This window comes from Caballeronia glathei, from assembly GCF_000698595.1.
Taxonomy (GTDB): Bacteria; Pseudomonadota; Gammaproteobacteria; order Burkholderiales; family Burkholderiaceae; genus Caballeronia; species Caballeronia glathei.
The window spans coordinates 13,905-28,580 of the sequence record NZ_JFHC01000067.1; the positions used below are offsets into that span (position 1 = coordinate 13,905).

Annotated in this window: 12 protein-coding genes and 1 pseudogene; 8 read left to right on the top strand and 5 right to left on the bottom strand. The window is 62.5% G+C overall.

The window, feature by feature from the left end:
* Positions 1-39 precede the first annotated feature (39 nt).
* The 4 genes from BG61_RS30395 (at position 40) to BG61_RS30410 (ending at position 5,698) form a co-directional block, all read left to right on the top strand.
* Entirely contained in the window at positions 40-1,485 is a 1,446-nt protein-coding gene (locus BG61_RS30395; RefSeq protein WP_035938321.1) for an aldehyde dehydrogenase family protein, read from the top strand.
* A 47-nt stretch (positions 1,486-1,532) separates the two neighbouring features.
* Positions 1,533-2,645, top strand: coding sequence for a zinc-binding dehydrogenase (locus BG61_RS30400; RefSeq protein ID WP_035938320.1), 1,113 nt, complete (start codon positions 1,533-1,535; stop codon positions 2,643-2,645).
* A gap of 123 nt (positions 2,646-2,768) precedes the next feature.
* A complete protein-coding gene (locus BG61_RS30405) occupies positions 2,769-3,800 on the top strand; it encodes a TRAP transporter substrate-binding protein (protein ID WP_035938318.1) in 1,032 nt (343 codons plus the stop codon).
* A 65-nt stretch (positions 3,801-3,865) separates the two neighbouring features.
* Complete coding sequence (locus BG61_RS30410; protein WP_161783716.1) at positions 3,866-5,698, top strand: TRAP transporter large permease; 1,833 nt, start codon at positions 3,866-3,868, stop codon at positions 5,696-5,698.
* Between the two features lie 182 nt (positions 5,699-5,880).
* Here the strand turns inward: BG61_RS30410 and BG61_RS30415 are convergent, their stop codons facing one another.
* Together BG61_RS30415 and BG61_RS30420 are read right to left on the bottom strand one after the other, a co-directional pair.
* Complete coding sequence (locus tag BG61_RS30415; protein ID WP_051672888.1) at positions 5,881-7,290, bottom strand: four-carbon acid sugar kinase family protein; 1,410 nt, start codon at positions 7,288-7,290, stop codon at positions 5,881-5,883.
* Between the two features lie 7 nt (positions 7,291-7,297).
* On the bottom strand, positions 7,298-8,575 hold the full coding sequence (locus tag BG61_RS30420; RefSeq protein ID WP_035938314.1) for a ribulose-bisphosphate carboxylase large subunit family protein: 1,278 nt from the start codon (positions 8,573-8,575) through the stop codon (positions 7,298-7,300).
* Positions 8,576-8,846: 271 nt separating this feature from the next.
* Here BG61_RS30420 and BG61_RS30425 point away from each other — a divergent pair, with 271 nt between their 5' ends.
* Complete coding sequence (locus BG61_RS30425) at positions 8,847-9,734, top strand: LysR substrate-binding domain-containing protein (RefSeq protein ID WP_035938312.1); 888 nt, start codon at positions 8,847-8,849, stop codon at positions 9,732-9,734.
* 6 nt (positions 9,735-9,740) lie between these two features.
* Here BG61_RS30425 and BG61_RS30430 read toward each other — a convergent pair whose 3' ends face one another.
* Positions 9,741-10,499: an SDR family NAD(P)-dependent oxidoreductase gene (locus BG61_RS30430; RefSeq protein ID WP_035938309.1), complete on the bottom strand. Its 759-nt coding sequence runs from the start codon at positions 10,497-10,499 to the stop codon at positions 9,741-9,743.
* 723 nt (positions 10,500-11,222) lie between these two features.
* Here BG61_RS30430 and BG61_RS44225 point away from each other — a divergent pair.
* Positions 11,223-11,414 (top strand): annotated as a pseudogene (locus BG61_RS44225) (integrase); the annotation flags it as partial.
* Between the two features lie 329 nt (positions 11,415-11,743).
* Here BG61_RS44225 and BG61_RS30440 read toward each other — a convergent pair.
* Both BG61_RS30440 and BG61_RS30445 read right to left on the bottom strand, forming a co-directional pair.
* Positions 11,744-11,950, bottom strand: coding sequence for a helix-turn-helix domain-containing protein (locus BG61_RS30440; RefSeq protein WP_267908619.1), 207 nt, complete (start codon positions 11,948-11,950; stop codon positions 11,744-11,746).
* Between the two features lie 271 nt (positions 11,951-12,221).
* The gene (locus BG61_RS30445) at positions 12,222-12,947 is read right to left on the bottom strand and encodes a hypothetical protein (protein WP_051672889.1); all 726 of its coding nucleotides are present in this window, start codon (positions 12,945-12,947) and stop codon (positions 12,222-12,224) included.
* A 511-nt stretch (positions 12,948-13,458) separates the two neighbouring features.
* Between BG61_RS30445 and BG61_RS30450 the strand changes: the two genes are divergently transcribed.
* Both BG61_RS30450 and BG61_RS30455 read left to right on the top strand, forming a co-directional pair.
* A complete protein-coding gene (locus tag BG61_RS30450) occupies positions 13,459-13,770 on the top strand; it encodes an HU family DNA-binding protein (RefSeq protein ID WP_267908620.1) in 312 nt (103 codons plus the stop codon).
* A 79-nt stretch (positions 13,771-13,849) separates the two neighbouring features.
* A complete protein-coding gene (locus BG61_RS30455) occupies positions 13,850-14,584 on the top strand; it encodes an IS6 family transposase (RefSeq protein WP_035938301.1) in 735 nt (244 codons plus the stop codon).
* The last annotated feature ends 92 nt before the right edge of the window (positions 14,585-14,676 follow it).

Here is a 14,676-nt window from a genome sequence, read left to right on the forward strand (position 1 = left end):
CAAGAATCGCCAACTGCTACGTCAAACAGGAGACACAGCATGCCTTCGGAGGTCAGGACCATTTTCATCGGCGGCGAGTGGAGCGCCGCTCAATCTCACGACTCGCTCGAGGTGCGCTCGCCGACCGACGGCGAAGTATTCGGCGCGATTTCGCGCGGCGGCAAGCCGGAGATCGAGCGCGCAGTCGACGCAGCGCGCGCGGCACTCGCCGGACCGTGGAGCACGACGGCCGGATTCGAGCGCGGCCGCATCATGAGCAAGCTATCCGCGCTGATCCTCGACCATCTCGAGGAGCTTGCGCAACTCGAAGCGCGCGACACCGGCAAGCCGATCACGCAGGCGCGCACCGACATTCGCGCCACCGCGCGCTACTTCGAGTTCTACGCGGGCGCAGCGGACAAGGTTCTCGGCGATGTGCTGCCGTTTCTCGACGGCTATCAGGTCACCGTGCAACGTGAGCCGCGCGGCGTGTGCGGCCTCATCATTCCGTGGAACTATCCGGCGTCGATGTTCGGCCGCACGATCGGCCCTGCCCTCGCGACCGGCAACACTGTCGTGCTGAAGCCTGCCGAGGACGCGAGCATGAGTTGCGCGCGCCTCACTGCCCTCGCGCACGAGGCTGGTTTACCCGCGGGGGTCATCAACCTCGTCACCGGGCTCGGCGAGGAAGCGGGCGCGGCGCTGTCGCAGCATCCGGATGTCGACTTCCTGTCGTTCACCGGCTCGCCGGAAGTCGGCACGCTGATCCAGACTGCGGCGGCAAGGAATCACGTGCCATGCGTGCTCGAACTTGGCGGCAAGTCGCCGCAGATCGTCTTCGACGATGCGGATTTCGAACGCGCCGCGCAGACCATCGTCGGAGTGATCACGCAAAACGCGGGACAGACGTGTTCAGCGGGCAGCCGCGTGCTGGTGCAGCGCTCGGCGTACGACCGCTTCGTCGGCATGCTGAAGGCGAGGATGTCGGCGGTGCGGGTGGGCGCGCCCGAGGCCGATCTCGAATGTGGTCCGGTGATCAACCGCACGCAGGCGCAGAAGGTCCAGGGTTTCCTCGATCGCGCGCGCGGCGACGGCATCGACGTGATCGCGCAGGGTTCGCTCGACAGGAGCGCGGTAAGAACGGGCTATTTCGTGTTGCCGACGCTGTTCGGCCCAGTGCCGACCACGCATGAGCTCGCGCAAGACGAGGTGTTCGGCCCGGTACTCGCTGCGATTCCGTTCGAGGACGAGGCCGAAGCGATCGCGATCGCCAACGGCACCGCGTACGGCCTCGTCGCGGGTCTGTGGACGGAGAACGGCGCGCGCCAGATGCGCGTCGCGAAGAAGCTGCGCGTGGGTCAGGTGTTCGTCAACAACTACGGCGCGGGCGGAGGGATCGAATTGCCCTTCGGCGGCGTCAAGCGCAGCGGTCATGGCCGAGAAAAGGGTCTGGAGGCGCTGAAGGAATACACCGTGGCGAAGACGGTCGTGCTGCGTCACGGCTGATGCCATGCGCGACGCCATGTCGACAAGAGAACCAGGAGATAACCTGCATGACCGCCGTTCCAGAGTTTTCCCGCGCAGCCGTGCTGCGCGAATTCAAGGCGCCGCTCAAGATCGAGGAGGTGCCGGTGCCGCGCGAGCCCGAGCCGAACGCGGCGCTCGTGAAGATCGAGATGTGCTCGATCTGCGGCACCGACGTACACCTGTGGCAGGGATCGCTGTCGCTGAAGGTGAATCTGCCCGTGATCATCGGCCATGAGATGGTCGGGCGCGTGGTGCGCGCCGGCGCGGGCGTGACCACCGATTCGGTCGGCACGCCGCTCAAGGTCGGCGACCGCGTCGTCTACACGCACACGTCGTGCGGCGGCTGCTACTTCTGCACGACCGCGCGCAAGCCTACGCTGTGCACGAACCGCCGCGCGTACATGTACGAGAACATCGAGGAATCGCCCTATCTGCTGGGCGGCTTCTCGCAGTATGGCTACATCCTGCCGCAAGCGGGCCGCCTGCGCGTGCCCGATTCGGTGCCGAACGAACTCGCGAGCCTGTCGAGCTGTGCGTTGCGCTCCGTGATGAATGCGTTCTCGCAGATCGGGGAAATCGAGCCCACGGAGACGGTGCTCATCCAGGGCGCAGGCCCGCTTGGTCTGCTCGCGACCGCCAACGCGCGCGTGCGCGGCGCGAAGAAGATCATCGTGATCGGCTCCCCCGCGCCGCGTCTTTCGATGGCCGAGCGCTTCGGCGCAGACGTATGCATCCCGGTGGAAGGCACGACGGCGGCCGAGCGGCTGGAGAGGGTGCTCGCGCATACAGAAGGGCGCGGCGCCGACATCGTGATGGAGTTCACCGGCGTACCGGCGGCGTTCGCCGAAGGGCTCGCGCTCGCGCGCAAGGGTGGCCGCTATCTGGTGGTCGGCCAGCTCGGCGAGGCATCGACGACGATGGCGCCGTCGATGATCGTCAAGAAAAATCTCCAGGTGATCGGCTCGTTTTCGGGCGATGCGCGCAGCTATTCGCTCGCGCTGCAATTCCTCGACAAGCACCAGCATGCGTTTCCGTTCCACGAGATGATCACGGGGCGCTACACGCTCGACCAGGTGAACATAGCGATGGAGCGCATGAGGAATTTCGAGGAGGTGAAGCCGGTCATCTCGGTCGACTGAAGCAGTTTCGCAGCAGTGACGTAGCACGTACGCCGGCTCGAGCCGGCAACCCTAAAAAAAGCCGCTTCCGACGCGACACCATCGCCGGATGGATGACTGGCAAATTACATACAGGAGACAACCATGAAACTAGATCGTCGCAGCTTCCTCGTCACGAGCGCAGGAACCGTTGCAGTCGCCGCCTCGGGCATGATGGGCGCGCCGTGGATCAGGCGCGCGCAGGCGGCGGAATTCAGCTACAAGGTCGGCACCGATCTGCCGGCGTCGCATCCGCTGAACGTGCGGATCCAGCAAGCGGCCGACGCGATCAAGAAGGAGACGGATGGCCGCATGGAAATCCGCGTGTTCGCCAACAACCAGCTCGGCGGCGATCCGGACATGTTCGCGCAACTGCGCGCGGGGGCGCTCGAGTTCTTCACGCTCTCGGGAGCGAATGCGCTGTCGTCACTCGTGCCGAAAACGGCCATCACGGGCGTGGGCTTCGCATTCAAGGACTATAACCAGGTGTTCGCCGCGCTCGACGGCGAACTGGGCGTGCATCTGCGCGGGCTCATCACCAAGGCAGGGCTCGTGGTGCAGGACAAGGTCTGGGACAACGGCTTCCGGCAGATCACGACCAGCACGAAGGCGATCCGCACGCCGGCCGATCTGCAGGGCGTGAAGATCCGCGTACCTCCGGGCCGCCTGTGGATCTCGCTGTTCCGCGCACTGTCGGCTGCACCGACGTCGATCAGTTTCAACGAGGTGTATTCGTCGTTGCAGACCAGGGTGGTGGAGGGCCAGGAAAACGCGCTCGCCGTGGTGGATACGGCTAAGCTCTACGAAGTGCAGAAATACTGTTCCATGACGAGCCACATGTGGGACGGCTTCTGGTTTCTCGGTAATCGCGCGGCCTGGGAGAAGCTGCCCGCGAACGTGCGCGACGTGGTCTCGAAGCATCTGAACTCGTACGCGATGCAGCAGCGCAAGGACGTCGCGCAGCTCAATGCGTCGTTGCAGAAGACGCTCGAAGGTAAGGGCCTGCAGTTCGACTCGCCCGACATGACCGGTTTTCGCGAGGTGCTGCGCAAATCGGGCTTCTACGCTGAACAGAAGCAATTCTTCGGCGAAGAGGAGTGGGCGCTGCTCGAAAAAGTCACCGGGAAACTAGCATGAGATCGCACATCGCCGAGGATTTCTCGCAAGGGTCGCACGAAGCCAACGTCGTGCGTCTGCCTTCGATGCCGCGCGGTCTCGCGCTTGCCGACCGCGTGCTCGGGCTGATCGTCTCCGTGCCGGCTGCGTTGCTCGTGCTGGCCGAGATCGTGCTGCTTTTCAGCGGCGTGTGCGCTCGCTACGTCTTCCATCAGCCGCTCGTATGGGGCGACGAACTCGCGGGCATCCTGTTCCTGTGGCTCGCGATGACGGGCGCCGCGACGGCGCTGCATCGCGGCGCGCACATGCGGATGACGGCGATCGTCAACCGCGCGGGCACGGAGTGGGGCGCGATCTGGGATACGGTTGCGCTCATGGCAAGCCTGCTGTTCCTCGGCCTGATCGCGGCGCCGGCCTATGCATACATCAACCAGCAATGGATGATCGTCACGCCGGCGCTGGAGATCAACGACGGCCTGCGCGTCGCAGCGATCGTCTACGGCGTCGCCTGCATGCTGCTGATGTCGCTCGTCAAGCTGCTGGCGCGCGGCTGGAAGCCGGCGGCGATCGGCATCGTCATATCGGTGGCGGTGGTGGCCGGGTTCGAGACGGCAGGGCCCGTGCTGCAATCGCTCGGCAATCTGAACCTGCTGATCTTCTTTGTCGGCGTGGTCGGTTTTACCGTGTTGAGCGGCATGCCGATCGCGTTCTCGTTCGGTCTCGCGGTGTTCTCGTATCTGTCGTTGTCCACCTCGATGCCGCTCGAGATCGTCGTGAGCCGGATGGACGAAGGCATGTCGCAACTGCTGCTGCTCGCGGTGCCGATGTTCATCTTCCTTGGCCTCTTGATCGAAATGACCGGCATGGCACGCGCGATGATCAACTTCCTCGCCTCATTGCTCGGGCACGTGCGAGGCGGCCTGTCGTACGTGCTGATCGGCGCGATGTATCTGATCTCGGGCATCTCCGGTTCGAAGGCCGCCGACATGGCGGCTGTTGCGCCGATCCTGTTCCCGGAGATGAAAAAGCGCGGCGAGCGTCCCGGTGAACTCGTCGCGCTCTTGTCGGCGACCGGCGCGCAGACCGAAACGGTGCCGCCCAGCATCGTGCTGATCACGATCGGATCGGTGACGGGCGTGTCGATCTCAGCGTTGTTCACGGGCGGACTGTTGCCCGGTTTCGTGCTGGCGATCGCGCTGTGCGTGCTGGTCTGGTGGCGGGCCCGGCGCGTGCAGCCGGTCTCGGCCGAGCGTGCGACAGGCGCGGTGATCGGCAAGACACTGGTGATCGCGCTTCCGGCGCTCGCGCTGCCGGCGGTGATCCGCTTCGCGGTAGTCGAGGGTGTCGCGACGGCGACCGAGGTATCGACGGTGGGCATCGTCTATTCGCTGATTGCGGGACTTCTGATCTACCGCCGCTTCGACTGGAAGCGCGTCGGACCGATGCTGGTCGAAACCGCGGCGCTCTCCGGCGCCATCCTGATCATCATCGGCACCGCGACGGCCATGGCGTGGGCCCTCACCCAATCGGGCTTCTCGCACAGCCTCGCATCGTTCATGGAGCATCTGCCGGGCGGCGCGATTAGCTTCATGGCGGTCTCGGTGGTGATGTTCGTGCTACTCGGCAGTGTGCTCGAAGGCATTCCAGCGATCGTCCTGTTCGGTCCGCTCCTGTTTCCGATCGCGCGCGACGTCGGCATTCACGAGGTGCAATATGCGATGGTCGTGATCCTGTCGATGGGTCTGGGACTCTTCTCGCCGCCGTTCGGTGTCGGCTATTACGGCGCGTGCGCGGTGAGCAAGATCCATCCGGACGAGGGCATCCGGCCGATCGTCGGCTACATGATCGCGCTGTTCATCGGCATTGTCGTGATCGCAGCGGTACCGTGGATTTCCACGGGGTTCCTGAAGACGCCCTGAGACTGACGCGGGCGGGGGAGTGTGATGCTGAGAAGGGGCGGCGATGTTCGCGCATTGCCGCCTTTTTCTTCACGTGCCGAAGCGTTCGCGCCGCGATGCACGTGGCCGAATGAAAAAGGGCAGCGATCATTGCTGCCCTCGGTTTTTTGAGCGAGAAACGCATGCGTGCCCGTGGCAGCCGCTCAGCGAACGTTCCCGTCGCGCGCGGTAATGAAGAAGTTCGCGTCGCCCATTTGCCCGCCTTTGAGCGCGACCTGCAGTTCGCGCAGGTGCGGCTTCGCGGAGATCAGGCGGCACAGCGGCGCGCCCGGCGTGAGGCGCGCGTCGATTTCGAGCGCGTCCGGTCCGAGCACCTGTGTGACCTGGCTCGACGTATCGCCGCCGGAGAGGATCAGCCGGCGCAAGGGTACGCCGCGCACGACGGCGTCGGCGATCGCGCCCAGCCGCTGGCCGAGCATGCGTCCGCCGCCATGACGCGCATCGTCGCGCGTCATGCCCTGCGTGACGAGCGCGTCGAGCAGGCCGCCGATGCGCGGATCGCGCGGGCCGCGCGCCGTGTGCATGATCACGCTGCGTCCGCGGTGCAACGCGTCGAGAGTACGGCTCACGATGTCGTCGAAGGTGCGCGCGCCGTCGCGTGAGTCGATCACTGCGCGCGCGTCGATCTCCACGTCGGCGAAACCCGCCGCGATCGCGGCGTCGATCTGCGCCGCCGACAATGGCGAAGCGCTCCCCGACAGTGCGAGAATCGGCGTGGCGGGCTCGATGCGATCGTAGGCAGGCACCGACGCGGGCAGCGCGCCGTTCTCGCCCCACCACTGCGTGAGCGCGTATTCGAGGCCCGACGAGCCGATCGCGAAGACGGGCGCAAGCGCGTTCGCATGGCCTTCGAGCAGGCGGCCCACTTCGGTCAGATGCGCTCGCGATGCGGTATCGAGCAGCAGTCCCGCGGGCGCTTCAGCGCGCGCATTCTGCCAGGCGCGATCGAGTTGCTCGCGGCTCGCCTCGAAGTTCGGCAGAAAGAACCCGGCGAGAGGCAGGTCGGTCTGCCGCGCGAAATGGCGCAGCAGATCGCCTTCGTCCATCGGCGTGACCGGATGCGCGCTCATGATCGGATGACGGTCGATCCGGTAGACGCGGCCGTCGGTCCCTGAGCGCGCGAACAGATTGCCGAACGCGCAGTAGCGCTGCAGCGCGGGCGTGCCGGCGACGATGGGGATCGTGTGCGGCCCGAAGCTCGCACGCGCAATTTCCATCACGCGGCCGATGCTGCCGATGCCCGGCGCGCTGTCGAAGGTCGAGCACACCTTGTAGTGGATGAGCGGCGCGCGCAGCTCGGCGAGCGCGGCGAAGACCGGCGGCAACGCAGCGTCCATTTCGGCGGGCGTCATGGCGCGGCTGTCGCCGGCCACGCCGATCGCGTCGAACCTGCCCAGCGCGGCGAGCCGCTCGGGCGTCGGCGGCTTGAGGAACAAGGCGGTGCGCAGGCCCGCGAAGGCCAGCACTTCGAGCGCATCGGTGGAGCCGGTGAAATCGTCGCCGTAGAAGGCGAGTCGCAAAGTGGTCTGGGAGGGCAACTCGGCGCCGGTCATCGTCGTTTCAGATCGCCTTGAAGTGGGAGAGGGCCGCGTTCAACGCCGAGTGCGATTGCGCATAGGTATTCAGGTCGACGCCTTCGGCCGCAGCTTGCCAGCCTTCACGCATGCTCGCGACGCCCGCCGCGATGCCTTGCGGATGACCGATGATGCCGCCGCCCGCAAGGTGCATCAGATCGACCGAACGCAGCGCGTTGAAGAGGTCCGGCGCCTGCGACGCCCATTGTCCCGACGAAAATACCGGCATCACGGGCTGTACGCCGGCGAACGGCAGCAGGCACGCGCGCGCGGAGTCGATGACGGACGCGTCCGGTTCCCAGAACTTGCTGCGTACGCCGTTCACATGCAGATGATCGACGCCCGCGAGCCGCCAGAGCTTCTGGTATGCGGCAAACGAAAATCCGAGCTGCGGGTGACGCGTGAACGCACCCCAGCCATTGCGATGGCCATGAATCGGCAGTTGCGCATGCCGGCGCAGATGCTCGACGCCCGCGAAGCCGACCCAGTTCACACACACCATCACGCAGGTTCCGCCGGCGGCGAGTACCTGATCGTGACGACGCAGCATCTCCTCGATGGTGCCGGAGATGTTGATCGCGTACATGGGCATGCGGCCCATGCGATCGGCGTGCCGATGCAACACCGGCATCACCGCCGCGAGCCGCGCATCGAAACTCGCATACGCCGGGTCGGCCAGGAGTTCGTCATCCTTGATGAAGTCGATGTCGGCGCAACAAAGGTCGTCGACGATCTGCGCGGTCTGGTCCGGAAGCAGCCCGATGCTCGGCTTGACGATGGTGCCGATCAACGGGCGGCCCTGCACGCCGCTCAAGCGGCGCGTGCCTTCGATGCCGAACGCGGAGCCGGGAAAGCGCTTTGCGTATGCGTCGGGCATGTCGATGTCGAGCATCCGAAGACCCGTCACTTCGCCGAGCTCGAACAGATTGCCTGCGATGGTCGAGAGCAACTGCGGCAGATTTGCGCCGACGTTGTCGACCGGAAACGCGATGTCGATTTCGCCGCGATAGTAGAGCTGCGCCGGGTCCTTGCGTTCGACGAACGCGCTCTTGAGCGACGGCTCCAGCACGGGTGGCAGCGATTCGACGCGGGCCACGCGCGCGCGGGCGCGCTCTTTCAACGCATCGGTTTCGCCGGGCAACGCGAGAAAGGTGCCGCTCGACTGCTCGCCCGCAATCACTTCCGCTGCCTTGGCGATCGGCACCGAACTTTCGACGAAGTAGCGCGCCTTGAATTCTGCGCGCGAGTGAGGGTTTTTGGACATGTTATGGGTTCACGTTGCGGCTGGAGCGAGAAGGGCGGAGCGCGCCGCACATCGCCGTTTCGGCGTGTGCACACGGACGTCGCCGGGCGAACGGTTTCAGGGACTATATGATTGACGCTTGGAAGCATCAAACGATATGATTTCCGCACGCGATGCGAAAAACTCACAATAGCGTTGCGTTCGGGCGCTTTCGCATTTCCAATCCGCACTCCTTCACGCTGGCGTACGCCACTCGCGGCGCGAGCGTTCTGCCTTGTGAGGTATTCTGCGCATGCCCCGTCCATCACTCAACGCATTGCGCGCGTTTGAAGCCACTGCGCGCTTGCGCAGTTTCGGTGAAGCGGCCCAGGAGCTGTCCGTCACGCATGGCGCGATCAGCCGTCATATCCGTTCGCTTGAAGACAACCTGGGTGTGCTGCTGCTGGTGCGAAACGCGCATGCAACCGAGCCTACGCCCGAAGGCACACGCCTGGCCGAAGGGTTGTCACGCGCGTTCAAACTGATTCAGACGAGCGTGGATCAGGTGCAGCCGGGCCCGCTGACACTTTCGTGCTCGGCGTCGATCATGATGTACTGGCTGCTGCCGCGGCTCTCGAAGCTGCATCGCAAAGAGCCGCAGCTCGAAGTCGGTTTTCACACCGGTTACGGCGAGATCGATTTCGCGCGCGACAGCATCAGCGTTGCCATTCGCCTGAGCAGCATCAGGCCGCCGAAGGATGTGGAGCCGAAGCCGGTCGTCGACGAATGGATCGGCGTCGTGTGCTCGCCCGATTACATGCGCACCACGCGCATCACCACGGCCGACGATCTGGAACGCGCGCGTCTTCTGACTACCGCGACGCGGCCCGCTGCGTGGGACAACTGGTTCGAGGCGAGCCTGCATACGCCGGCGCGCCGGCCGGGCATCGCGGAGTCCTTCGAACATTTTTATCTGCTCATTCAGGCCGCGAAATGCGGGCTCGGCGTGGCGGCCGTGCCGCGCATACTGGTGCGCGACGAACTCGATTCAGGCGCGCTCGTCGCGCCATTCGGGTTCGTGTCGGGGCCGCGCAAGCTCGTGCTGTGGGTCGCGCCGCATCTGGAGACGCGGCCGCAAACGGTCGCGCTGGTCGAATGGCTGAAGAACGAGTTGCTGCGCACCGAGGGGAAAAGCGCATGAGGCCGGCTACATCGCGCTGCCGCCATCCGCGTTATACACGCCACCGGTAACGAACGACGCTTCCGGCGATGCGAGAAACGCGACGACTGCGGCGATTTCTTCGGGCTGCGCGCCGCGGCCCATCGGCGTGACCGCGTAGATCGAATCGACGAAGCCTTCGGGTTTGGTCGCGAGCTGGCGGCGCACGAAGTCGGTCAACGTGAAGGCGGGTGCCACCGCGTTGACGCGAATGCCCGATTTCGCGAATTCGCGCGCGAGCGACTTGGTCATGGCGAGGATCGCGCCCTTCGATGTCGCATAAGCGGCGGTGCCGAGCATGCCGCCGCCTTTCTGGCCCGCGATCGAGCTCAGATTGACGATCGAACCGTTTTTCTGCGTGAGCATCTGGCGGATCGCTTCCTGACAGCACAACCACGTGCCGGTCGTGTTCACTTCGACGACACGGCGGAATTCTTCCGGCGTGATGTCGAGAAACGGCTTCGCGCTTTCGAGCCCGGCGCTGTTGACGAGCACGTCGAGCCTTCCCCAGCGCTCGACGACTGCATCGACCATTGCATTTACGCTTGCTTCGTTGGCGACATCGACCATGACCGGTATCGCTTCGAAGCCGCTCGCGCGGATCGCTTCCGCTGCATCCGCTCCAGCCGGTTCTCGCAGATCGGCGATCGCGACACGGTAGCCTCGGCTCGCGAGCAGTCGGGCGGTGGCGTGGCCGATACCGCTGGCCGCGCCGGTGATGATCGCAACGGGTGTCTCATTCGTCATTTTCTGGTCTTGGCGTTAATGATGGGATGACGGTAATGCTGCCCTCGTAGATGCGAGCGGCGGCGGCATGCCTGCGTTGACCAAAAATATACGGCTTGGATGCGGACAGTATCAAACGAAATGATCTCCGCTTGTGGGGAGAAAAACTCAATCAAGGGGATGAGGCAACCTTTGCGGAAGTCTTTGGTCTTGGGGCAGCGATTGAACCGGGTGATGAGGCCGCTTGGGTGTGCTGTGGGTGAAGCGAAAGGCGACAATCTCGAAGCCACGGAGCATAGTGCGGACGATATGAAGGCCATGAACCGCGCGATTGGTACCTTGTATGAAGCCCGCAGGCAGCCACCATGAAGAGGCCGCCTGACTCGCAAAGCGGTGCCCGGATAATACGGAACATTTTTGCGTAGCCGGCTTATTTCCTTGCCGTTTTACTTCTTTCTCGTGCCGGTGTCCGCAGGACCGCGCGAGCTTTTCTCGACGGATTTACCCACATCATTCGTTTTTTTCGGTGGCTGTCTCCCTCAACTCGGTCGCGACGTCGTCCAATGGGTGAGCGAACACGAATCGGCTGCCTCCAGTTGCATCCGACCTGGCGGCGTGGGCTGTACGGCCGCTTTGGCGCGGTGGTGACATTCGCAGAAGCTAACTGAGGGGCAGGAACGGGTCGAAGATTGACCACTCCACCAAGCACAGAATCGATCTCCCTTCGTTGAAGAGGAGGTTGTCATGGAAACGCTTAATTCTTCCGGCTCTCGCCGGGTGCCGTGGAACAAGGGGAGGTTGACCGGCCAGAAGCCTCCGTTGAAGCTCCGAGAAATTTGGGCGATTAGAACGAGGCTGCAGATATCGTCCAACGCTCGTGAGTGGGCGATGTTCAACCTGGCGATCGAGAGCAAGCTCCGGGCGTGCGATTTGACGCCTTGCGCAATTGGCCGTATGGCAGCTCGGCGGTCCGGGACAGTTCCGCGTGCGCGCGCAAGGGCTCGGCGCCTCGCGCTCGTATTCTGCCGGTGCGATGCGCGTCGCTTGCTGCCGCGCAGAGACGACGTCGATTTCGCTCGCATCTCTTGAAGGAGCCCGAGATTGCGCATGATGCTCCCGATGCACGCTGGTGGCATCGAGCTAATCCATGCCACTGCACCGGGATACGCATTCTCGGGTGCGAGCATTGCCGATTATTCGCCGCCCGGCCTGGAGAGGAGACGGCGCTGCAACCTCAGTAGCGAGCAGATCGTCCGGCACACTCTTCACGCCAAAAACACCGATTCAGCGCCTTTCGGGGAGTCAACAATGTGGAAGCCCCAACTATTGCGTCCGTTCAGCACGTCATTGAGCGTGTGCAGGGTCATCTGCTGGGGACTGCGTGCGCCGGACTCGTAATCGCGAATGCATTGAGCGGTGCAGCCAACCTTGTCAGCCAGCTCCTGCTCACCCATCCCTTGCTGCATGCGCAGACGCTTGAGGTCGCCAGGAAAGGTACCTCGCGATCCAGAAGGCCATCTTTCATTTTTCCTCCTAAATTAGGGTCACCTTTAAGCCGCATGTACCGCTGCCCTACTCAACCTGATACCGGTAAAGCAGATGGTGATGGCTCCGGGTCCGGCATGCGAGCCGCGTTCCGTTGCTGTGAGCATTTCACCAACGAGAAAAAGAAACTTTGAAAGGATCGTCCGACGGTGCAACAGGGTAATCTCGTTCGTTGATCGGGCCTCCCCTACACACGGGTCATACCAGCTTCGTGAAATCGCGAACGCCAACGTCTTTATATGCCGGATTTTGCATCCAGCTCCGGATGTGAGCTGGAATCTGCTTTGGAAGAGGTACGCGCTCCTTGGGCAGTCCCTCGAGCAAATGTGCAGCTCTCTTTTCAAGTTTTGGATAATTCACTTTCTTTGCAAATTTAACTGTGGCCGACAGCCACATCTCATGCAGCATCTGCACGTAAATTCGCTTATGCTGCTGTTTTAAAATGTTAAATTGCTCGGTGCTGCCAAAATCATATTCATATGGGTCAGCCCGATAAGCGTCCAGATCTTCCAAGACGATCCGCTGCCTGTACGCAACCAACATACGACTGTAATCGCGTGTGATATCGACCAAGCTGGCTTCAGATGGAAGCTTTTTTGGTTCATTCAGATCCATCAGATCAACTAGGAGGGTCGAAAAGAAATCAAAATCGCTGCCTCTGAAATATAACAGCGAGTCACTGATAATTTGCTTCGGGTAGTTTTTTTGGATAAACACTTTCGCTATTTTTTGGCGATCCCCTTTCGAAAAATTCACCAAATAATTCTCGCCAAGCGATGTGGAAATGAAATCGACCAGATGTTCCTCCGAAAAACAGAGTTTAACCCACGGGTGGCCGATTATTGTTGTGCCAAGGTCATCATTAGTTTTTACAAATGGATTTACGTTGAATTCCGTGAATAGCGCGCCACGGAGTGGCGACATGGATACTCCTGGCGCGTTCTGTTCGACGCGACTATCTACATCACGCCGCGAACGCCACGACGTCGGACCGCATCCTAAACCGACAGACCGGTTTCGCCTTTTCGCAGGGGGCTCGTGAACTGGTCGGAGGCTCGAGTCGGTGAGCAGGAGGAAAGCCGATTGAGTGGTGCTGAATCTTCTGCGGCATGTCACAAATTGAGCGCTTATACGACGTTTGAGACATCATAAATCTACTTTATCGTTTTCTCATGAGGTCTGCTCTTCGGCATTCGTGCTGGATTGAACCGCGGTCACCTGGTGCCGCAGAAGACCTCAAGGTATGCACGTGGCTTGAACAAAGCTACCTACTCGTAGCAGAACCATCTGGCTACAAAGACGCAGGCACCATCCGCCAAAAAAGGAATCCGTTCGGCGACGCTTGATTGGGTCCGAATTGACTTCGCGCGCCGCTCACAAGCGTCTCCGTTTGCGTACGCGCGGCCCGTCCGGTAATGTAGCGCGCTCCGAGTCCATCCGACCCAGCCTTAACCTTCGTAAGGAAGTTACCATGAACAAGCAGGAACTCATCGATGCCGTTGCATCGGAAGCAGGCGTCAGCAAGAGCGCAGCCGCCGAGACAATTGATGCAATGCTGGGTGTCGTTTCGAAAACCGTCGCAGCCGGTGACAGTGTGCAGTTGATCGGCTTCGGCACGTTCGCGACCGGAGCCCGCGCGGCGCGGTCCGGACGCAATCCGCAGACCGGTGAAACGATTGACATCGCCGCCGCGACGACCGTCAAGTTTACCGCCGGCAAGGCGTTCAAGGACGCGGTCAATCAGTAAGCTCGGTCGGCGCCGAGCCCTCCCGATAGCCTTAAAACGGTGTTGTCACCTCGCTGGGGCGGTCCCGTAAGATTGCGCGATGAAGAATACACGATCGCTCTATCACGGTCACCGCTTTCCGGCGGTGGTCATCAGCTGCGCCGTGCGCTGGTATTTCCGCGATCGGTTAAGCCTGCGCGACATCGAGGAATTACTGTTCGAGCGCGGGGTTGTTGTCAGTTACGAAACGATTCGGCGCTGGTGCGACAAATTTGGCGGGGGCTTTGCCCATCGCGTGAAGACTGCTCGCCGCAAGCCCGGCACCACGTGGCATCTGGACGAAGTGTTTGTGGCCTTGCGCGGCGAGCCTTATCTGCTGTGGCGGGCAGTTGATCAGCACGGTGCCGAACTCGATATCCTGCTGCAGAAGCGTCGCGACAAGGCCGCAGCTAAGCGGTTTTTCAAGCGCGTGCTTGCCTCTTGTCCCGAAGTGCCACGCAAGATCGTCACCGACCAGTTGCGCAGTTATCCGGCGGCGAAAGCCGAAATTCCCGAGCTGGCAAACGTCAAGCACGTCTTCGTCAAAGCCAGCGCCCGGTTGAACAACCGAGCCGAAAACGGTCATCAGCCTACGCGTGAACGGGAGCGCCGCATGCGTGGCTTCCGCGATCCGGAACGTACGCAGGTGTTCCTGTCGAGCTTCGGCCCGATCAGGCAGCACTTCGCGCTCAAGCGACACCTACTGCGCGCCTCTCTTTACCGCAAACAACTCGGTGAACGCTTTGCGGCATGGCATCGCTTCACTGAGCTCACCCAAGATCCGTCCGCTTTCTGAGCAAATGTGCGTCCCCTGCGCAATTGCGTCGCCAACACTTTAACGTGACAACGCCGCCGATGGATTTCATGTAGGAAAGACCGATTTCGCTG